Source organism: Halomonas sp. IOP_6 (genome assembly GCF_021151565.1).
In the GTDB taxonomy this organism is placed as follows: Bacteria; Pseudomonadota; Gammaproteobacteria; order Pseudomonadales; family Halomonadaceae; genus Vreelandella; species Vreelandella alkaliphila.
In genome coordinates, this window is the sequence record NZ_JAIRBO010000002.1 from 1 (window position 1) to 18,714 (window position 18,714).

Below are 18,714 nucleotides of genomic sequence, written 5' to 3' on the forward strand. Positions count from 1 at the left end.
GCTCTACCACGGCCTGTTTAAAGGCCAGAGTGTAGTCTTTCTGTGTGCGCTTAACTCGTTGACTCATCACGCTCTCCCAAAATAAGGACGGGAACGTGTCAACTCTATTCAGGACGGGTCAGACGCCCATAAAAAAGCGCTGAGCTAATCAGCGCTTTTTCTCTTAATGGGCAGTAAAACAGTAACTTACTTGGTAGCAGTAGATAGTGTTTGGGTCTGTCCCTCTTGGCCTGCATCAAAGGCATCAGCATGCTCATCAACAGCAAAGGTCGCGCGGCTTAAGCGGCGTACACGCTTCATAAACAGTGCGATACATACCAGCGTTCCCAGCGCCGCGACGATACAGCTTGTTTGGAGTGGCAAACCAAAGCCAATCGGTGCGTAGGCTAAATAGGTAAAGGTAGCCATGGTCATAAAGACAGCTGGGATTGAGGTGATCAGATAAGGTTTACGTGATAGCACTAGGTACATGGTGCCGACCCACAGTGCAATGACTGCCGTGGTTTGGTTGGCCCAGGAGAAGTAGCGCCATAGCAGGGTAAAGTCCATGTGGGTAAGCGCGTAAGAAGCAACAAACAGTGGCAGGGCGATCAAAATACGCTTAATAATCGGCTTCTGCTCAACCTTGAGATAGTCAGCAATAATCATTCGTGCACTGCGGAAGGCGGTATCGCCCGAGGTAATCGGCAGCACAATAACCCCCAGCACTGCCAGCGTGCCGCCAACAGCGCCAAGCATACTAATAGATACTTCGCTGACCACTGCTGCGGGGCCACCTGCGGCCAACACAGCGGACAGCGACTGTTCACCCTGGAATAAACTCATGGCGGCGGCGGCCCAGATCATCGCAATCACGCCTTCGGCAATCATCATGCCGTAAAAGATTTTACGGCCATTGGTTTCGTTTTGCGTCGTACGCGAAATGATGGGGGTTTGTGTGGCATGGAAGCCTGAAAGAGCACCGCAGGAGATCGTTAAGAACAGCAGTGGGAAAATGGGCGCTCCTTCCGGATGCATATTCTGGAAAGAGAGTTCTGGAATCGGTGCGCCGGTAACAACCAAACCAATACCGATGCCTGCGGCACTGAATAGCAGCAAAGCGCCGAAGTAGGGGTAGATACGCCCAATGACTTTATCAATCGGTAGCAGAGTAGCAACCAGATAGTAGGCAAAAATCGCCAGAATAATGAGCGTTAAAGAGAGTGATGTCATATTAGAAAGCAGCGCTGCGGGCGAGGTTACAAAGACCGTGCCCACCAGTAATAACAGCAAAATAGCAAAGCCGTTAACCACATGCTTCATGGTTTTACCGAGAAATTTACCCGCCAACTGAGGCAAATGAGCCCCGTGATTGCGAATCGAGATCATACCGGTGAGGTAGTCGTGTACGGCACCTGCAAAGATGCAGCCAACCACAATCCATATAAAAGCCACAGGACCGTAAAGCGCCCCTAAAATGGGGCCGAAAATGGGGCCGACACCGGCAATGTTAAGCAATTGAATAAGCGAGTTGCGCGTGGTGTTCATCGGCACATAGTCAATATTGTCACGCATACTAAACGCCGGTGTTTGACGCTTGCGGTCAGTAACAAACACGCGCTCAACGAACTTGCCGTAGGTGAAGTAGCCCACGATTAGAAGCAGTATCGATACAATGAAGGTGATCATTTAGGGCACTCAGTCTCAGGGGAATTAAGATGGTCGTGCATGCTAGTGAATTACTTGTTAGCACGCTTATTTGGCTGGGCTGAATGTACCGACTCATCAGGATAATCGCTTTAAGACTTTAGTGGCCTATGGTGCTAGCGAGAGCAACCAACAACATAAGGCTTCATTAACACAAGAAATCATCATCACAAAAAAGGGCAGCGCTACGCTGCCCGATAAGTCGTCACAATGATGAGTTTTAAACGTTACGATTCAACGACGCCGCAGGCCATGCGCGCACCGCCGCCGCCTAAGTGGGGATCATCTGAATACGTATCGCCGCCGGCATGGATCATCAGGCTGCGCCCCGGCATATCTTCCATACTCAAGCGCGGTGCCAGCACGGGAAGGTTAGCTTCGCCATCTTCATTCACCGTGAGAACCGGTAGGTCACCCAGATGGCCATCGCCGTAGGGACCTTGGTGGGTGCCAGCCTCTTCGGGATCGTAATGACCACCTGCAGACAGCGCTGCTGTCATTTCGCCGCTATCGTTTTCAGCAGGCTCGCAGCTGGCATTTTGGTGGACATGAAAACCGTATACGCCGGGCTCTAGGTCAGTTAACGACGGCGTAAGCAACACGCCGTGCTCAGTATGCTCAATAGCGACAGTCCCAATAGACTGTTCAATTCCTTCAGCGCTGACCTTGTGCATTTCAACGTCGAGCGTCTCATTGGCCTGAGCGGTGGTTGTCAGCAATAGCCCCGCGGCAATACCTGTTAGTGGTAGTGAATAACGCATAGTGCAATTCTCCTTTCCTTATCCATGGAAGCTCGTAAGACGAGTTGCCATTTCAAGGTAGCTTCCTCGAAGCAACTCTGCCAATGGATTGGGCGTTGGGGATATTTGCTTTCCTGATGCTGCTAGTAGCAGATGACATTGAGCCGTCAAGCCGCGACAATAGCGCGCTGCTTCAAATCACCGCGATTTGTTATCTCAATTGCCGTTACCAGGGAGTACCATGTTGCCATTGAACATCCTTTATCAGGATGAGCATCTTGTTGCAGTGCATAAGCCGTCTGGGTTACTAGTGCACCGCTCGGCGCTGGCGCGTGGAGAAACAGAGTTTTTACTTCAACGCCTGCGTGACCAAATTGGCAAACGAGTGTATCCGGTGCATCGGTTAGATAGACCCACCTCTGGCGTGATGGTGTTTGGTTTGTCATCTGAAGCGGCAGCCGTGTTGAGTGAAGGCTTTAGCGAGCGGCAGGTAGAAAAGCGCTATCTGGCGGTAGTGAGGGGAAAAGCGCCGGAGCAAGAGCGTCTTGATTACCCTCTACGGGAAGAAGATGGCACGCGCCCCAAAGCCGAGATGCCTGCTATGCCCGCGATGACCGATATTCGTCGCCTGGATAGCGTTGAACTGCCTGTGCAGGTAGACCGCTATCCAGTGGCGCGCTATTCGCTAGTGGAAGCGCGGCCTATGACCGGGCGTCGACATCAGATCCGTCGCCATCTTTCTCGACGTGGTTATCCAATTATTGGAGATGCCAAGCACGGCAAAAGTGTCCACAACCGCTTTTTTGCGGATCAGCTGAATGCTCCTCGTTTGCTGTTGGCTGCTACCTATTTAGCGTTTGATCACCCCTTAACCGATAAGCGCATCCAACTAAGCTGCGCACTCGATGCGACCATGACAAGCCTATTTGAGCAATTCGGCTGGGCTGGGCATCTGCCGCTAGATAGCGTGCGCACCCCAGCCATTTCAACGCCTGCAGCACTTCAGCGGTAGTCGTGACGAATCGACCCGTGCTGTCAAATAGCATGTTGTAAAATAGAGAGCCAACCATGTCTTCGGATTATGACTTTCGCTTTGGCGGCATTCGCCGCTTGTATGGCCAACGTGCTGCCACAGCGTTTCGCCATGCTCATGTTGTGGTAGTGGGTGTAGGTGGCGTGGGGAGCTGGACGGTAGAAGCGTTGGCGCGTTCTGGCATTGGCAAGCTGACGCTGATTGATTTGGATGACGTATGCGTGTCCAACGTCAATCGTCAGCTCCATGCGTTAGACGGCACTATTGGCCAGCCAAAGGTGGAAGTGTTGGCCGAGCGTTGTCGCTTGATTGCCCCTGAGATAAACGTCGTAGCTGACAGTGCTTTTGTGACACCCACTAACCTTGCCGAGCGTATCCCCGAGGATGCCGATCATGTGGTGGACGCCATTGATAGTGTGATCGCCAAGGCAGCGCTAATCGCTTGGTGCAAACGACGTAAACTGCCGATTACCGTGACGGGAGCTGCAGGCGGTCAGACGGATCCTACCCGCATTCAGGTGGCAGATTTAACACGTACTGAGCACGACCCGCTACTTTCCAAGGTGCGCTCGCGGCTGCGCCGTGATTACGGTTTTTCGCGTAATCCCAAGCGGCGCTTTTCCGTCGAGTGTGTCTATTCTGATGAGCAGCTGGTGTACCCTGGCGCTGACGGCGAAGTCTGTCTGCAAAAGCCCGGCAACGGTGATGCTACCCGCCTAGACTGCGCCTCAGGCTTTGGCGCCGCCACCTTTGTCACTGGTACGTTTGGTTTTGTCGCTGCCTCAAAAGTGCTCGAACGGCTGGCTAAAAAAGCCGCTAAGCCCATGCCATCAACGACCCAACAAGAGGAAAGTGAATGACTACGCCTGTTCCCGGTATATATCGCCACTATAAAGGCAGCCTTTACGAAGTGCTGGGCACCGCTCAGCACAGTGAAAATGAAGAGGTGCTAGTAGTCTACCGTGCGCTTTACGGCGACTACGGCCTGTGGGTGCGCCCACTTACAATGTTCACTGAGAGCGTTAACAAAGACGGCCAGCCACAGCCGCGCTTTGCGTTAGAGAAAGTGTTTAATTAATCCGGCGTTCCCTAAGTAACCTCTGATTAACTATTGCGCTTGGTCATACTGCGTTAAAAGTCGCCTCGTGCGCGAGTCCGATCAAAATGCTCATTTACAACCCGTAAACTCCGCTTTTTCGTTGATTTTTGCCTTGTCTGACCTGCGCTCATAACGTTAATCAGAGGTTCCCTAACAGCGACAACACTCAATAGCGTAACGTTTCCCCCTTCGATATTTATGCGCCACCCGGATCTTTTCTCAAAAAAAGTCCCGGGTGTTTTTGTAGTGCGCTATTGCTTATATTCCAAAATAAGCTATGTTTATAACATTGTTGTAATGGTATGTTATGCCATGCGCTGCTGCTTAAAACGGCAGTGAGAAACGCTAGGAGAGATGCATGCAAACACAACCGTTAGAGAAGGGCGTTGCTATTACTTCACAGCTCACGGTCGAGGAGCTTGAGCACGTAAAAGCTCAGGGCTTTAAAACGGTGATCTGTAACTGCAAGCCGGGTGAAAGCGCTGAATTTTCTGGAGAGGATGCTTACCGCTTTAAAGCAGAAGAACTTGGGCTTCATTGGGTGCACATTCCTGTGACCCCCGGCGAGTATAGCCAAGCGGATGTCGCCGCTTTTGCTAAGGCGCTGCAGCAGCTACCTCGGCCTATTTTGGCGTTTTGTCGGTCAGGTAAGCGTGCTACCCATCTTTGGGCTTACGCAAAGCGCCATACCGAAAAATGCGATCTGGCGGAACTATTTTCCGCTGCCAAAGCAGCCGGTTTTGATTTGGAAGAGCACCGCCAAGGGCTTGAAAATCAGACAGCGTAGGCGTGCGGTGTGATTTGCCTTAGTCAGTGCTATTACCTGAGCGAGTACTCCCCATGAACATAGAGCGTTGGGTGCCTGTGGTTGGCTGGCTGCGGCGCTATAACCGGGCTTTGTTATTTAAAGATTCGCTGGCAGCCGTTATCGTCACGCTAATGCTGGTGCCCCAGGCGTTGGCCTATGCCTTACTGGCTGGGTTGCCGCCAGAGATGGGCCTGTATGCCAGTATGCTACCGCTGGTGCTTTACGCCATCTTTGGTACCAGTGCCAGCTTGGCGGTAGGGCCGGTAGCCGTGGCAGCGTTAATGACGGCGTCGGCTTTAAGCAGCTTTGCTACTCCAGGCAGTCCTGAATATATTGGCGCTGCACTGGTGTTGGCGGCGCTTTCAGGATTGATATTGATTGCCATGGGCGTATTGCGGCTGGGCTTTTTGGTCAACTTTTTAAGCCATCCGGTTATTTCTGGGTTTATCACTGCGTCGGGTATTTTGATCGCCATTAGTCAGCTCAAGCATATTCTAGGTGTTGAGGCTGCGGGGCATAACGTCATTGAGCTGCTGGGCGCACTGTTCAGCCAGTGGCAACAGATCAATCTCATCACGCTACTGATTGGTTTAGGGGTGTGGGGCTATCTGCTGGTTTGCCGCAAGCGCTTGAATACCTGGCTGATGGCTATAGGTATCTCGGCTAGCGCTTCTGGTTTGATGGTCAAAGCCGCACCGATTTCAGCGGTGATGGTGACTACACTGCTGGCCTGGCACTTTAACTTGGGGCAGTACGGTGTGAATCTAGTGGGCTTTGTGCCTAGCGGCTTGCCTGCCATTACGCTGCCTAGCCTAGATCAGTCGCTATGGCTTGGCCTGTTGCCTGCCGCTTTATTGATCAGTTTAGTGGGCTTTGTAGAATCGGTATCAGTGGCGCAAACCCTGGCGGCTAAGCGTCGCCAGCGTATCGACCCTAACCAAGAACTCATCGCTCTTGGGATGGCCAATTTGGGCGCTGGCGTCAGCGGTGGTTCGCCGGTTTCAGGTGGGTTTTCACGCTCGGTAGTGAACTTTGAAGCGGGCGCGGCAACACCGTTGGCCGGGGCATTTACCGCCTTAGGTATTGTGCTTTCTACGCTGTTGCTCACTGGTCTGCTGGCATTTCTGCCGACGGCGACATTGGCCGCTACCATTATCGTCGCCGTGGGCACATTGATTGATCTGCCAGCAGTAAAGCGCACTTGGCAATACTCCCGCAGCGACGGCGTGGCAATGGTGGCGACCTTGCTTCTGACCCTGTTGCACAGTGTCGAGGTCGGCATTATCAGCGGTGTGGTGCTGTCACTAGGGCTGCACCTGTACCGCACCAGCCAGCCCCATAGTGCCGTGGTAGGGCGGGTGCCGGGCACCGAGCATTTTCGCAATGTGAAGCGCCATGAGGTCGAAACCGATCAACATGTGGCCATGCTGCGCATTGATGAAAGCCTTTACTTTGCTAACGCTCGCTACTTAGAAGATACCGTGATGGCGCTGGCTGCTCGTTCCCCTTCGTTAAAACATATTGTATTGACCTGCCAGGCGGTGAATGTGATTGATGCGTCCGCGCTTGAAAGCTTAGAAGCGATTAACGGACGGTTAAAAGATGCTGGCGCAACGCTGCACTTGGCGGAAGTGAAAGGCCCAGTGATGGATCGCTTAACAAACACAGCGCTTTACCGCGAGCTAACAGGACAAGTGTTTTTTACCACCTATGAGGCTTGGCAGACACTGGCTCTTCCCACACAGAATGAAGAGCCGCAACCCTTACTTATTAATGGTCACCGTTGATTGGAGAAAACGACGTGAACGCGTTAGCTTAGCCCTAACGTATTGACGACACTCCAGGGAACGGCCATGACCTCGCTATCACCGCAGCAGACGCTGAAGGCAGTATTCGGATTTGATGATTTTCGTGGTGGCCAGCAGGCGGTGGTGTCCAGAGTTTTGGATGGACACTCTACCGCAGCGATTTTTGCCACCGGGGCGGGGAAGTCACTCTGTTATCAGTTGCCTGCGCTTCATCTTCCGCATCTGACCCTTGTGGTATCGCCGCTGCTGGCACTGATGCAGGATCAGCTCGCTTTCTTAGCGCGCCATGGTGTTGCAGCCGCCAGTATTGATTCTACCCAAGATCGCGCTACGACCCGTGATGTGATGGAGCGCGCCAAAAACGGTGAGCTGAAAATCCTCATGGTGTCGGTGGAGCGGCTTAAGAACGAGCGCTTTCGGCACTTCCTACGCCAGGTTCAAATATCGCTGCTAGTGGTTGATGAAGCACACTGTCTCTCTGAGTGGGGACATAACTTCCGTCCCGATTACCTTAAACTGCCCGATTATCAGCGTGATTTTGCTATTCCCCAGGTACTGCTACTGACTGCCACGGCCACGCCAGCGGTTATCGCTGATATGCGTGAGAAGTTTTCCATCGTTCCGGAAAATGTCATTACCACTGGCTTTTATCGCGCTAACTTAGAGCTTCTGGTGGTTCCCACGATGGAAAATCGTCAGCAACAGCTGATTGATTGGCTTAAACCGCAAATGCCGCCTGGCAACGAAGCGCCCACGATTATTTACGTCACCTTGCAGCAAACTGCCGAGCAGGTGGCAAGTGCGCTGGCCGCCCATGGAATCGCCGCCCAGGCGTACCATGCGGGGTTGGATTCAGCCCGCCGCGACGACATTCAACGTCAGTTTATGAGCGGCGAATCGCCCTGTATTGTCGCTACCATTGCCTTTGGCATGGGGATTGATAAAGGCAATATCCGCAACGTTGTGCACTTTGATCTGCCTAAATCGATTGAGAATTACAGTCAGGAAATTGGTCGGGCAGGGCGCGATGGACTACCTTCCACCTGTTTAACCATTGCCGGACGCGATGGTCTGCGGGTGCTGGAGAACTTCGTTTACGGTGACACGCCTGAGTACGCGGGTATTTTGCGCTTACTGCAAGAAATTTCATCAGCCGGCCAAGCGCAAGATCGTCAGTGGGAAGTGCTGCTCAACACACTTTCCCGAGATACCAATATTCGCCTGCTGCCACTTAAAACGTTGCTGGTGCGGCTGGAAATGCACGGCATTATTGCGCCGCGCTTTGCGTTCTTAGCCGAGTATCGGTTGCGCTACCACATTGAGCCTACTGCCTTAGTAGGGCGTTTTGAAGGAGAGCGGGCGGCCTTTGTACGTTTGTTAATCGACAATATTGCTATTGCTCGTACTTGGGGGACGGTGGATTTTGAGCGACTGCATCAGGCTGGGCAGGCACAGCAAATTGATGCTTCCCGTGCCCGCGTCATTACCGCGCTTGAATACTTCCAGGATAAAGGCTGGCTGACCCTGGAAGGTAAACGCATGACCGATGTGTATGAAATTTGTCAGCCGGAATTTTCGGTCGAGGCGGTGGCAAGCCAGTTGTTTAGTGAGTGCCTACATCGAGAGCAAATCGAAATTGAACGGTTGCACTCCATGCTGGCACTGTTTGAGTCGGAAAGCTGCCTGACTCGGCGGTTAGCTGAGCATTTTGGGGACACCACCTTCGATGGGCCACTTGGTACCGAGCAGGGCCGCTGTGGCCACTGTTCGGTATGCTACGGCAACCCGGTTCGGCTGCCGGATGCGACGCCATTACCCGCGCTGTCTGAGAATGATTTTATCCGCTATGCCTCACCGCTGATTGAACGCCACACCGAGCAGTTCGGCCAGCCGCCCAATGTCCAGCGGCTGGCACACTTCTTATGCGGTTTAACTATGCCGATTTTTACCCCACTCAAAGCCCGCGGCCTTAACGGCTTCGCGGTCTTTGAGCAGCGTGCCTACCCTGAAGTGCGGCAGTGGGCAGAGCGCTGTTTAGCTAGCTCCGGCAGTTAAAGCATTACTCCCAAGCGGGGAACGGATCGGGTAGCTGCTTCCACGCTTCCATACCTTGTAATAGCTCAGCTTCGCTTAGCAGGCAGGCGTCTAGTGCGTCACGCATCTTGGCTTGGTCCAAGTTCTGGCCGATAAACACCAACTCTTGGCGCATATCACCAAACGGCTCCTGCCACTTTTCCATAATGAACTGGCGAGTTTCAGGATCTTCCGGCCAGTTAGCTTTGGGGATAGCTTTCCAGAACACGCCCGCTGGGCCGTGATGAGCAATACCACCTGCTTGGCTCCATTGGCCTGCGAAGCGTGGCCGAGTAGCAAGCCAGAAAAAGCCTTTCGAGCGTAGCAGTCCTTTACCAAACCACTCTTCATTGAGTAAAGCGTTGAATTTCTGCGGGTGGAAAGGGCGGCGAGCGTGATAGGCAAAGCTGCCGATACCGTACTCTTCGGTTTCTGGCACATGCTCGCCACGCATCTCTTTTAGCCAACCAGGCGCTTGCTGGGCGCGCTCAAAATTGAACTTGCCAGTATCAAGCACCTTCTCTAGCGGCACGCCACCTTGAGTGATGGGCACTAGCTCTGCATCAGGGTTTAGTGAGCGCAGAATCGCCGTTAGCGCATCAAGCTCTTTTTTATTGATCAGATCCGTTTTACTGATCAGTAATACATCACAAAACTCGATCTGGTCGACCAGCAGGTCCGCGACGTTGCGCTCGTCATCGTCACCCAAGCTTTCGCCCGCTTCAGCGAGGCTCTGCGCTTCGCGGTACTGCTCAAGAAAGTTGGCACCATCGACGACAGTGACCAGCGTATCAAGGCGTGCAACGTGGGAAAGGCTTTGGCCGCTTTCATCTTCAAAGGTGAAGGTTTCCGCCACTGGTAGCGGTTCGGAAATCCCAGTGGACTCAATCACCAAGTAATCAAATTTACCTTCTCTGGCCAGTTGGCTAACTTCTTCTAGCAAATCTTCACGCAGCGTGCAGCAAATGCAGCCGTTGCTCATTTCTACCAAACGCTCTTCAGAACGGTTCAGCGCTACCTCGCCATCTAACGTGGACTCGCCAGGGCCGCCACGCACTAATGCACCGTCGATATTGACCTCGCTCATATCGTTGACAATCACCGCGACGCGGCGACCTTCGCGGTTAGCCAAAATATGATTGAGTACGGTGGTTTTACCTGCACCTAGAAATCCTGAAAGTACGGTGACGGGCAGGGGAGAAAACACGGTCATTGTGAATGCACCTCTAAGCGGGTTTTTATAAACGGCGTTGTGTTATGTGATAATATAACAATAAGGTGACGTGTAAAGAAAGGCTTAATCTTTGAAGTGATATTTCTTGAGTCACATCGAACTAGGCTACAATCGTCGATATTAGCAAAGCTAGTGGGTAATACTTTTAAGGCTTTCTTCAAATTAATGTGGCTAGGCAGTGAACGCCGCAGCCATTAGAAGGTGTGTTCTACTAATGGCATACACGAACCTGAACCCCAGCAAGGCGCTGATTTGGCGAATTACCCATCGCCAGAATCTGCCGTGGATTATGGCGAACGGGCTCCATGCAGGACATAGCGGCAAGCGTGCGGCGGAGTGGGTGGTGATAGGTAATGAAGAGTTAATTAGCCGCCGTGCGCATCGTAATGTACCTCTGGCACCTGGTGGTGTACTAAACGATTATGTGCCTTTTTACTTCACGCCCTTTTCGCCAATGATGTACAACATCCACACTGGCCGTGGCGGTGTGAAGACGGTGGCGAACAGAGACATCGTGATTTTGGTCTCCAGTCTGCATAAAATTGCCGAGTTGGATTTGCCGTTTGTCTATACCGACCGTCATGCTTATCCGGTCACTGCCCATTATTTCAATGACCTAGATAGCCTGAGCGCCATTGACTGGCTGCTTCTTCAGCAGCGCAACTTCCAGCGTGACCCGGATGACCCTGAGAAAATTGAGCGTTATCAAGCAGAAGCACTAATTCACCAATATGTGCCCATTCAGGCATTGCTGGGGGCAATATGTTATACCCCGCAGGTACAGCTAGAATTACAGCAGCAGTCTGCTGAGTTGGATGTTGCACTGGATATTCACTGTCGGCCCAGCTGGTATTTTTAAGGAGTCAGACATGATCACTTATACAACAGGCAACTTGCTGGATGCTGAGGTTGAGGCCCTGGTCAACACCGTTAATACGGTGGGGGTGATGGGCAAGGGAATCGCGCTGATGTTCAAAGAACGCTTCCCTGCCAATATGGCGGCCTATGCGCGAGCCTGCAAAGCTGGAGAAGTTCAAACGGGCCATATGTTTGTGACTGAAACCGATGAGTTGATGGGGCCTCGCTGGATAGTCAATTTTCCTACCAAACAGCACTGGCGAGCGAAATCCCATATACAGTGGATTATTGACGGCTTGGTTGATCTGCGCAATTTTATTGAGCGCAATCAAGTGCGCTCAATTGCTATTCCGCCTTTGGGGGCTGGTAATGGTGGGCTGGATTGGGCTGAGATTAAGCCTCATATCGAGCAAACGCTAGGCGATTTGCAGGGTGTTGAGATTATCGTCTTTGAGCCGACGGCCAAATATCAAAACGTTGCAAAGTGCCAGGGTGTTGAACAGTTAACACCTGCGCGTGCCTTGATCGCTGAACTGGTACGCCGTTACTGGGTACTAGGGATGGAATGCAGTTTGTTGGAAATACAAAAACTGGCCTGGTTTCTGGAACGAGCGATTGAAGCAGAAGGCGTTGATAATCCGCTGGATCTTCGGTTTGAAGCTAACAGCTACGGCCCCTATGCTGACCGACTGCGCCATTTGCTCAATGGTTTAGATGGCAGCTATCTCAAAAGCGAGAAACGTATCAATGACTGCGGCCCGCTGGATACTATTTGGTTCAACGATGCCAAGCGGGAAAAAGTGGCGCTATATCTAAAAACTGAGGCAAAAGATTATCTGCCAGCGCTTGAAAAAACAGCCGCACTAATTGATGGCTTTGAGTCGCCTTTTGGGATGGAATTATTAGCCACAGTAGATTGGTTGCTGTTCCAGTCGCAGGTTAATCCAGATCCAGCTTCTGTAATGGAAGGCGTGAGGAATTGGTCAGGCAGTAAAAGTTCGGCACAGCGTAAACTTAAACTGTTTGATTACTCCAGGCTAGAATTAGCACTTGATCGGCTCAAGAGCTTTTCGGTCCAAGCTGCCAGTTAAGTGAATTAAAAGGGCTCGCGTATAGCTGAAAACTAAGACCGAATAGTTGTTCAGCGCTTATATTGCGTTGGGCAGTAGCCACGTAAAATATCCGGCGATCGCAAAGCCGTATGCTTCGTCGTACGACCAGTAACACGCTTGCGCCACAGTCGAAACGAGGCCGGCTTAAGCTGGTGGCGCATTACCTCTATGACGTCCGGCTCGCCTAGGCCAAACAGAGTGTCGATCGCTTCAAACGGAGTGCGATCTTCCCAAGCCATTTCAATCACGCGGGACTGCTCTTCTTCGGGTAAACGACGGAAGCGTTTCACAGCTGCTTTAGGCATTGGTCACCTTACATGTTGATGAAGCGTGCAAGTAACGGGTTGCTATTAATTGTACCAGCATTGGACGTTGTTGTTTCGGCTGTACTGGTATTTTGAGGCGATGTGCAGTTGTGAGGGCAGTTTACTTTATTGCTAAAAGTGCGCGAAAAAGGCCATTCATCAATACGGGTTCGTCGCGGCGGATGTTGAAGCCTGCTTGTTGAAGTAGTGGTGTCGCCTGGCGGGTGATGTCGGTCGCGATCAATGAAGTAATGACGTTCAGTGCTCGCCGACTTGGACCAGCAATGTGGGTGTCGGGTTGAAATTTATCCATAACACAGAGCTGCCCGTCGTTTTTCAGTACCCGGTGCGCTTCGGCTAGTCCCTGTTCAGGGTTGGGCATCACCGCCAAAATAAGATGCATCACAACGACGTCAAAATGCGCATCTGGGTAGTCCAGTGCAGCAGCATCCATCACACGACATACCACGTCACGTTGCGCATGTTCCGCTCGCTCACGGGCTCGCGTCACCATTGCGGGGGTTAGGTCGGTTAAATGGATTTCTAATTCGCGCGGTAAATAAGGCAGGTCTAAGCCGGTGCCTGCACCCACCAGCAGCACTCGCATGCCAGGTTCCCAGTCAACTTGGTTAAGCGCACTTCTGCGGGGTTTACGAAACGCTTTAGTCGCCACCAGATCATAGACTGGCGCGTAAATGCTATAGCGCAAGCGATTCCAGGCGGTGGTATTTACCATAGGGTCTCTACCTCGATATAGGATCGTTGCCTCGACATAAGATCTTTACCTCGAAAGGGATGCCGCGCACGCTCAGTGAATCGCGTTTAACGTCTGCGAAGGGCTTTCGCCAAACTGTTGCTTATAGTCATGAGCAAATTGCCCCAAATGCCAAAAGCCCCAGTAGGTGGCAATTTCAGTCACTGTTTGGTGGGGCTCTGCGCTGCGCAGAGCACGACGCACTCTATTCAGTCGCGTTAAACGTAAAAATTGCAGCGGACTAATCCCTAGGATAGACGTAAAACTGTATTGCAGCGTACGCCTACTGACATGAGTTAGCTCGCATAACGTTTCCATGGTGACTGGACCTTCCAGGTGCTCATCAACATAGCGCTTCACTCGGTCAACCACTGCTTTTCGATGAGGATAGCTGGGAGGCAATTCATGGCTTGTTTGGTTGGCTTTTAATACTTCCATTAGGCCTGTTAGCAAAATATCTTGATGAACGTTTTCAGCGATGGGGCCTTGTTGATTTGAGAGTAAGCGTTCAAGTAAAAAAGACACGGCATGCAGAGTTTCAGGCGCTACCCGGCGGCGGGGTGAATCTTGCCACTCATGATCAAGTATCACCCCCTGTCGCTGGGCGGCAGCCTGTAATAACGGCATACGTATCACTAGTCCATAGATATCAAACGCCTCGGGGGTTACCAGCTCAAAATCACGACCACCGGGATGACACATCACCTCATATTCTTCCAACGCCTGCCCATTAATTCGTGACCCTGGTGCTTGAGTGGGGATGCCCAGCCAGAGAGAGTCAGCCCACACTCGGCAGTCTTGTCGCAGTGCTTGCCCGGTATGTTCTTTAAACACCTGCATGGCGGGTAACTCAATTTCATCTAGTCGCCCATAAAAGCGGCCAGGACTTAGTTGGTCGTATTGCTGCTGCCAGCGGGTCAGATTTTGGGCATGTTCGTCGGCATCAAACGCCTCTTGAATGCATTTTTTTGGTGCAATGTCTTGGCTTGTCAGCGTCATGAAAAACTCCTGTAAACGTGATTAAAGCGCCATCACGTTGCATGCTTGCCTCTAATTTATTGTATTTAATAATTTTTTTATAAGTATGACAGGTTTGCCAAAACTCGATACTCCCTATTAAGTGATAGCGCTATTGTGGAAACAAGTAAATTCTGTTCCTCAACGCGCATTCGGCGCCATTGTTTTAGAAACCGTAGTTTTAGAAACCTTAGTTATAGAAATCGTCGCTTTTAAATATAAAAAAGGAAGGTCCCATGGCGCAGACCTATCACACAACTGTTGGAAGCCGCCGCTATCGCTTTAATGGCTTGGCGGAATTAATGGCCAAGGCCACGCCGCCACGCTCTGGCGACCGCTTGGCAGGTGTCATTGCAGAATCAGCAGAAGAGCGGGTAGTGGCGCAAATGGTGCTGGCAGAGCTCCCGCTTACCACGTTTTTGAATGATGTGCTGGTCCCCTATGAGCAAGACGAAATTACTCGTTTAATCATCGATGAGCACGATGCTGCTGCGTTTGCGCCGCTGAAGCATTTAACCGTGGGTGACTTTCGTAACTGGCTACTATCCGACTATGCCACCAGCGATGTATTAGCCGCGGCTCGCCCTGGCATTACTCCTGAAATGGCCGCCGCTGTTAGCAAGTTGATGCGCAATCAAGATTTGATGCTAGTCGCCAAGAAGTGCCATGTGACGACCGCATTTCGCAATACTATTGGTTTGCCGGGGCGGTTATCTACGCGTTTGCAGCCCAACCATCCTACCGATGACGTGACCGGGATTGCCGCCAGTATTCTGGATGGCTTGCTGTATGGCAGTGGCGACGCGGTCATTGGAATCAATCCTGCTACTGATAATGTCGCCCAAAGCATCAAGCTAATGCGCCTGATGGACGATGTCATTCAGAAATACGAAATACCCACCCAATCCTGCGTGCTCACTCATGTGACCAACACGCTCGAAGCGATCGAGCAGGGCGCGCCTGTAGATCTGGTTTTTCAATCCATTGGCGGTACCGAAGCCACCAACCGCAGCTTTGGCTTTGATTTAAGTACGTTGGCAGAGGCTGAGGCGGCTGCTCAAACGCTGAATCGCGGTACGGTTGGGCGCAACGTGATGTATTTCGAAACTGGGCAAGGCAGCTCGCTTTCCGCTGATGCTCATCATGGTTTGGACCAGCAAACCTGTGAAGCCCGCGCCTATGCGGTGGCGCGCAAGTTTAATCCGCTGCTGGTGAATACGGTGGTGGGATTTATCGGCCCTGAGTATTTGTACGATGGCAAAGAGATCACCCGAGCGGGGCTGGAAGACCACTTTTGCGGCAAGTTGCTAGGCGTGCCCATGGGCTGTGATGTTTGCTACACCAATCACGCTGAAGCCGATCAAAATGATATGGACAACCTGCTGACGCTATTAGGCGTGGCGGGCTGTAGCTTTGTGATGGGCATCCCAGGCTCTGACGACATCATGCTCAACTATCAAACCACGTCCTTTCACGATGCCCTTTACGCACGGCGCGTGCTTGGGTTGAAGGCCGCCCCGGAGTTCGAGCAGTGGCTGGCGAAGATGCAAATCTTCCAAGATGTTTCCTCCTATCGGTTAAATGATCAACTACCGGCCGCTTTCGCTAATAGCCTGCGCCACCTGCCAACGGAGGCTGCTCGCGATGTCTGATAATGAATCGAAAAAAGCCCCACCGATTGTGATCGCTAACCCATGGGAGCGGCTGAGGGCATTTACCGATGCTCGCATTGGGCTGGGACGAGCGGGCATTAGTCTGCCCACGCATCAGCTATTGGCGTTTCAACTGGCTCATGCCCAAGCCCAGGATGCCGTTCACTGCCCTCTTGAGTGCGACGCGCTGGCCGATGAGTTAACGACAGCGCTGAGCTTGCACCAGACACCTATTCATGTGCATAGCCACGCAGTAGACCGCGCCATGTACCTGCAGCGTCCGGATTATGGCCGTCGTCTTGACGACGCTTCGCGAGAGCAACTGCAACAAGCGGCGCAAAGTGGCCAGCGCTTCGATTTAGCGGTGGTGATTGTCGATGGGCTTTCCGCACTGGCAGTACAGCAGAACAGTGCGCCGTTTCTTACTGCGCTGTATCGCGCCTTGGAGAGTGATCAGCGGGAGTGGCAGCTCGCGCCACTAACCATCGTAGAGCAGGGCCGCGTGGCGATTGGTGATGAGGTTGGCGCGCTGCTTAATGCCGATGCCGTGCTGGTGATGATTGGTGAGCGCCCAGGCTTAAGCTCCCCCGATAGCCTCGGGCTGTATATGACCTGGGAACCAGAAGTGGGCTTAAAGGATGATCGCCGCAACTGCATTTCGAACGTGCGCCCAGCAGGGCTCAAGCCGGAAGAGGCCGCACGGCGGCTGCTGTTGCTATTAACCGAAGCCCGTCAGCGGAAACTGTCTGGCGTGCAACTGAAAGATCGCAGCGAGGACAGCGTATTAGACGGTGCAACAGGGGGGACAACTCAAAACTTCCTGGTGGCCGATTAAGTAAGAGGCACAGGAAGCGAAGCGTTATGCATAAGCAGCGCCATATAGATAACAGAGTAATTAAAATAGTAATTAAAAAGAGTAATAACAATACATAAATAACAAACACTTATAGAAACGCTCCTAACAACACTCCTAACAACAATATGGAACCAACACCCCGACTCAGCACGCCGCTGACAACGATTGCGTTCCACACTGAAAAGGGCATGACAATGACACAACCTTCTGTCGATCAAGCGTATTTGGCCAAGCGCCAGCTGCGCAAAGGTACCGCGGGCTGGCTATTATTAGCAGGGCTTGGGGTTTCTTATGTTATTTCCGGTGATTTTGCCGGCTGGAACTTCGGTATTGCTGAAGCGGGTTGGGGTGGTTTTGCCATTGCCGCCTGCTTAATGGCGATGATGTACCTTGCACTCGTATTAGCATTGGCGGAAATGTCCGCAGCGATTCCAGCCGCAGGTGGAGGTTATAGCTTTGCCCGTCAAGCGATGGGGCCAGCCGGTGGCTATTTAACCGGGCTTGCGGTGTTGATTGAGTACGCGCTTGCACCTGCTGCGATCGTGATTTTCATTGGCTCGGCAGTCGAATCGCTACTGGGCATTAATGGGCCGTTGGTTTACCTGCTGTTCTACGCAGTGTTTATCGGCATTCACTTAGCCGGCGTAGGTGAAGCGCTAAAAGTGATGATGGTGATTAGCGGGCTGGCGGTGTTTGCGATTTTGGCAACGGCAGTGGCGCTGATTGGCAATTTCGATTCAGCGAATCTGTTTGATATTGCGCCCACCGATGCAGCCGGTGCGAGTACCTTTATGCCTTATGGTTGGTACGGTATTTGGGCCGCGCTGCCGTTTGGGATGTGGCTGTTTTTGGCGGTTGAAGGTGTGCCGCTAGCGGCGGAGGAAGCCAAAGACCCCGCGCGGGATATGCCTAAAGGGATTATTGCCGCGATGTTGTTCCTGCTATTTACCGCCTTATTGGTCGTGGTGTTACTGGCCGGCGCGGCGGGAGCCGAAATGATTGGTCAAAGTGGGGTGCCGCTGGTCGATGCGCTTAACGTTGCGGGCAACCCAACACTTGCCACGCTGGTGAATGTCTTAGGTCTTGCGGGTCTAGTGGCGTCATTTTTCTCGATTATCTATGGCTACAGCCGTTTGGTGTTTGCGCTTTCTCGGGCGGGCTATTTACCAAAGCCGCTGTCACTGACCAGCGAGCGTAAAGTGCCTTATCTGGCGCTGATTGTGCCTGGTGTATTTGGCTTTTTGGTCTCGCTTAGCGGCGAGGGTGATCTAATTCTAGGGATGGCCGTTGTCGGCGCGACGCTCTCTTATGCATTGATGGCGCTCAGCCACATTCTATTACGAGTTAAACAGCCTGACTTGCCGCGCCCTTATAAAACACCCGGTGGTGTGGTGACCTCTGGCGTTGCGTTAGTTCTTTCCCTCGTCGCACTCACCGGTGTCTATGCTTTCGACCCCCGCGCGTTTAATTACACCATTGTTCTATTCATTGCTGGTGCAGCGTACTACTTCCTTTACAGCAAGAATAAGCTGGTGGCGAAAACCGCTGAAGAGGAGTTTGCGCTGGTGACTGCTGCCCCGGAAGAGCTAGACATTGACGAGCCAGCGCCAGCTGCTGCCAAGCTGTAATGTTTGATCCTAACCGCCTAGACTGACTAGGCAGTTTAAGCCTCTGTGCCC

General features: G+C 52.3%; 17 protein-coding genes. 11 read left to right on the top strand and 6 right to left on the bottom strand.

The window, feature by feature from the left end:
• Nucleotides 1–186: 186 nt before the first annotated feature.
• Nucleotides 187–1,668 (bottom strand): carbon starvation CstA family protein, encoded by a 1,482-nt coding sequence (locus tag K7H08_RS03605; RefSeq protein WP_231657234.1) that lies wholly within the window; start codon nt 1,666–1,668, stop codon nt 187–189.
• Between the two features lie 245 nt (nt 1,669–1,913).
• Nucleotides 1,914–2,447, bottom strand: coding sequence for a superoxide dismutase family protein (gene sodC, locus K7H08_RS03610; RefSeq protein ID WP_231657235.1), 534 nt, complete (start codon nt 2,445–2,447; stop codon nt 1,914–1,916).
• 220 nt (nt 2,448–2,667) lie between these two features.
• On the opposite strand from sodC, the gene K7H08_RS03615 reads away from it, so the two are divergent.
• The 6 genes from K7H08_RS03615 to K7H08_RS03640 all read left to right on the top strand — a co-directional run bounded on the left by K7H08_RS03615 (nt 2,668) and on the right by K7H08_RS03640 (nt 9,229).
• Entirely contained in the window at nt 2,668–3,438 is a 771-nt protein-coding gene (locus K7H08_RS03615; protein WP_231657236.1) for a pseudouridine synthase, read from the top strand.
• A 56-nt stretch (nt 3,439–3,494) separates the two neighbouring features.
• The gene (tcdA, locus tag K7H08_RS03620) at nt 3,495–4,319 is read left to right on the top strand and encodes a tRNA cyclic N6-threonylcarbamoyladenosine(37) synthase TcdA (RefSeq protein WP_038481320.1); all 825 of its coding nucleotides are present in this window, start codon (nt 3,495–3,497) and stop codon (nt 4,317–4,319) included.
• Nucleotides 4,316–4,537, top strand: a complete 222-nt coding sequence (locus K7H08_RS03625) for a DUF1653 domain-containing protein (RefSeq protein WP_120385776.1) — start codon at nt 4,316–4,318, stop codon at nt 4,535–4,537. Before tcdA ends, K7H08_RS03625 begins: the two co-directional genes overlap by 4 nt.
• Before the next feature lie 379 nt (nt 4,538–4,916).
• Nucleotides 4,917–5,345, top strand: a complete 429-nt coding sequence (locus tag K7H08_RS03630) for a TIGR01244 family sulfur transferase (RefSeq protein WP_038481326.1) — start codon at nt 4,917–4,919, stop codon at nt 5,343–5,345.
• Between the two features lie 53 nt (nt 5,346–5,398).
• Nucleotides 5,399–7,153, top strand: a complete 1,755-nt coding sequence (locus K7H08_RS03635; RefSeq protein ID WP_231657237.1) for a SulP family inorganic anion transporter — start codon at nt 5,399–5,401, stop codon at nt 7,151–7,153.
• A gap of 66 nt (nt 7,154–7,219) precedes the next feature.
• Complete coding sequence (locus tag K7H08_RS03640; protein WP_231657238.1) at nt 7,220–9,229, top strand: RecQ family ATP-dependent DNA helicase; 2,010 nt, start codon at nt 7,220–7,222, stop codon at nt 9,227–9,229.
• 4 nt (nt 9,230–9,233) lie between these two features.
• Here the strand turns inward: K7H08_RS03640 and zigA are convergent, their stop codons facing one another.
• Nucleotides 9,234–10,460, bottom strand: coding sequence for a zinc metallochaperone GTPase ZigA (gene zigA / locus K7H08_RS03645; RefSeq protein ID WP_231657239.1), 1,227 nt, complete (start codon nt 10,458–10,460; stop codon nt 9,234–9,236).
• A 235-nt stretch (nt 10,461–10,695) separates the two neighbouring features.
• Here zigA and darT point away from each other — a divergent pair, with 235 nt between their 5' ends.
• Both darT and darG read left to right on the top strand, forming a co-directional pair.
• Nucleotides 10,696–11,340, top strand: coding sequence for a type II toxin-antitoxin system toxin DNA ADP-ribosyl transferase DarT (gene darT, locus K7H08_RS03650; protein ID WP_231657240.1), 645 nt, complete (start codon nt 10,696–10,698; stop codon nt 11,338–11,340).
• Nucleotides 11,341–11,350: 10 nt separating this feature from the next.
• Entirely contained in the window at nt 11,351–12,430 is a 1,080-nt protein-coding gene (darG, locus tag K7H08_RS03655) for a type II toxin-antitoxin system antitoxin DNA ADP-ribosyl glycohydrolase DarG (protein ID WP_231657241.1), read from the top strand.
• A 50-nt stretch (nt 12,431–12,480) separates the two neighbouring features.
• Here darG and K7H08_RS03660 read toward each other — a convergent pair whose 3' ends face one another.
• From K7H08_RS03660 to K7H08_RS03670, 3 genes are all read right to left on the bottom strand, one after another.
• Nucleotides 12,481–12,756 (bottom strand): TIGR03643 family protein, encoded by a 276-nt coding sequence (locus K7H08_RS03660; RefSeq protein ID WP_231657242.1) that lies wholly within the window; start codon nt 12,754–12,756, stop codon nt 12,481–12,483.
• A 121-nt stretch (nt 12,757–12,877) separates the two neighbouring features.
• The gene (locus tag K7H08_RS03665; RefSeq protein WP_089039174.1) at nt 12,878–13,492 is read right to left on the bottom strand and encodes a class I SAM-dependent methyltransferase; all 615 of its coding nucleotides are present in this window, start codon (nt 13,490–13,492) and stop codon (nt 12,878–12,880) included.
• Nucleotides 13,493–13,564: 72 nt separating this feature from the next.
• Nucleotides 13,565–14,509, bottom strand: coding sequence for a helix-turn-helix domain-containing protein (locus K7H08_RS03670; RefSeq protein ID WP_089039173.1), 945 nt, complete (start codon nt 14,507–14,509; stop codon nt 13,565–13,567).
• Between the two features lie 254 nt (nt 14,510–14,763).
• On the opposite strand from K7H08_RS03670, the gene K7H08_RS03675 reads away from it, so the two are divergent.
• From K7H08_RS03675 to eat, 3 genes are all read left to right on the top strand, one after another.
• Nucleotides 14,764–16,179 (top strand): ethanolamine ammonia-lyase subunit EutB, encoded by a 1,416-nt coding sequence (locus K7H08_RS03675; RefSeq protein ID WP_089039172.1) that lies wholly within the window; start codon nt 14,764–14,766, stop codon nt 16,177–16,179.
• Entirely contained in the window at nt 16,172–17,014 is an 843-nt protein-coding gene (gene eutC, locus K7H08_RS03680; protein ID WP_038481350.1) for an ethanolamine ammonia-lyase subunit EutC, read from the top strand. The genes K7H08_RS03675 and eutC overlap by 8 nt, the downstream gene beginning before the upstream one ends.
• Before the next feature lie 215 nt (nt 17,015–17,229).
• Entirely contained in the window at nt 17,230–18,663 is a 1,434-nt protein-coding gene (gene eat / locus K7H08_RS03685) for an ethanolamine permease (RefSeq protein WP_089039170.1), read from the top strand.
• Nucleotides 18,664–18,714: the final 51 nt, after the last annotated feature.

Excerpts from the sequence above, each read along its gene's own strand:
- K7H08_RS03605 (WP_231657234.1), bottom strand. The coding sequence starts at position 1,668 with ATGATCACCTTCATTGTATCGATACTGCTTCTAATCGTGGGCTACTTC.
- sodC (WP_231657235.1), bottom strand. The coding sequence starts at position 2,447 with ATGCGTTATTCACTACCACTAACAGGTATTGCCGCGGGGCTATTGCTG.
- K7H08_RS03615 (WP_231657236.1), top strand. The coding sequence starts at position 2,668 with ATGTTGCCATTGAACATCCTTTATCAGGATGAGCATCTTGTTGCAGTG.
- tcdA (WP_038481320.1), top strand. The coding sequence starts at position 3,495 with ATGTCTTCGGATTATGACTTTCGCTTTGGCGGCATTCGCCGCTTGTAT.
- K7H08_RS03625 (WP_120385776.1), top strand. The coding sequence starts at position 4,316 with ATGACTACGCCTGTTCCCGGTATATATCGCCACTATAAAGGCAGCCTT.
- K7H08_RS03630 (WP_038481326.1), top strand. The coding sequence starts at position 4,917 with ATGCAAACACAACCGTTAGAGAAGGGCGTTGCTATTACTTCACAGCTC.
- K7H08_RS03635 (WP_231657237.1), top strand. The coding sequence starts at position 5,399 with ATGAACATAGAGCGTTGGGTGCCTGTGGTTGGCTGGCTGCGGCGCTAT.
- K7H08_RS03640 (WP_231657238.1), top strand. The coding sequence starts at position 7,220 with ATGACCTCGCTATCACCGCAGCAGACGCTGAAGGCAGTATTCGGATTT.
- zigA (WP_231657239.1), bottom strand. The coding sequence starts at position 10,460 with ATGACCGTGTTTTCTCCCCTGCCCGTCACCGTACTTTCAGGATTTCTA.
- darT (WP_231657240.1), top strand. The coding sequence starts at position 10,696 with ATGGCATACACGAACCTGAACCCCAGCAAGGCGCTGATTTGGCGAATT.
- darG (WP_231657241.1), top strand. The coding sequence starts at position 11,351 with ATGATCACTTATACAACAGGCAACTTGCTGGATGCTGAGGTTGAGGCC.
- K7H08_RS03660 (WP_231657242.1), bottom strand. The coding sequence starts at position 12,756 with ATGCCTAAAGCAGCTGTGAAACGCTTCCGTCGTTTACCCGAAGAAGAG.
- K7H08_RS03665 (WP_089039174.1), bottom strand. The coding sequence starts at position 13,492 with ATGGTAAATACCACCGCCTGGAATCGCTTGCGCTATAGCATTTACGCG.
- K7H08_RS03670 (WP_089039173.1), bottom strand. The coding sequence starts at position 14,509 with ATGACGCTGACAAGCCAAGACATTGCACCAAAAAAATGCATTCAAGAG.
- K7H08_RS03675 (WP_089039172.1), top strand. The coding sequence starts at position 14,764 with ATGGCGCAGACCTATCACACAACTGTTGGAAGCCGCCGCTATCGCTTT.
- eutC (WP_038481350.1), top strand. The coding sequence starts at position 16,172 with ATGTCTGATAATGAATCGAAAAAAGCCCCACCGATTGTGATCGCTAAC.
- eat (WP_089039170.1), top strand. The coding sequence starts at position 17,230 with ATGACACAACCTTCTGTCGATCAAGCGTATTTGGCCAAGCGCCAGCTG.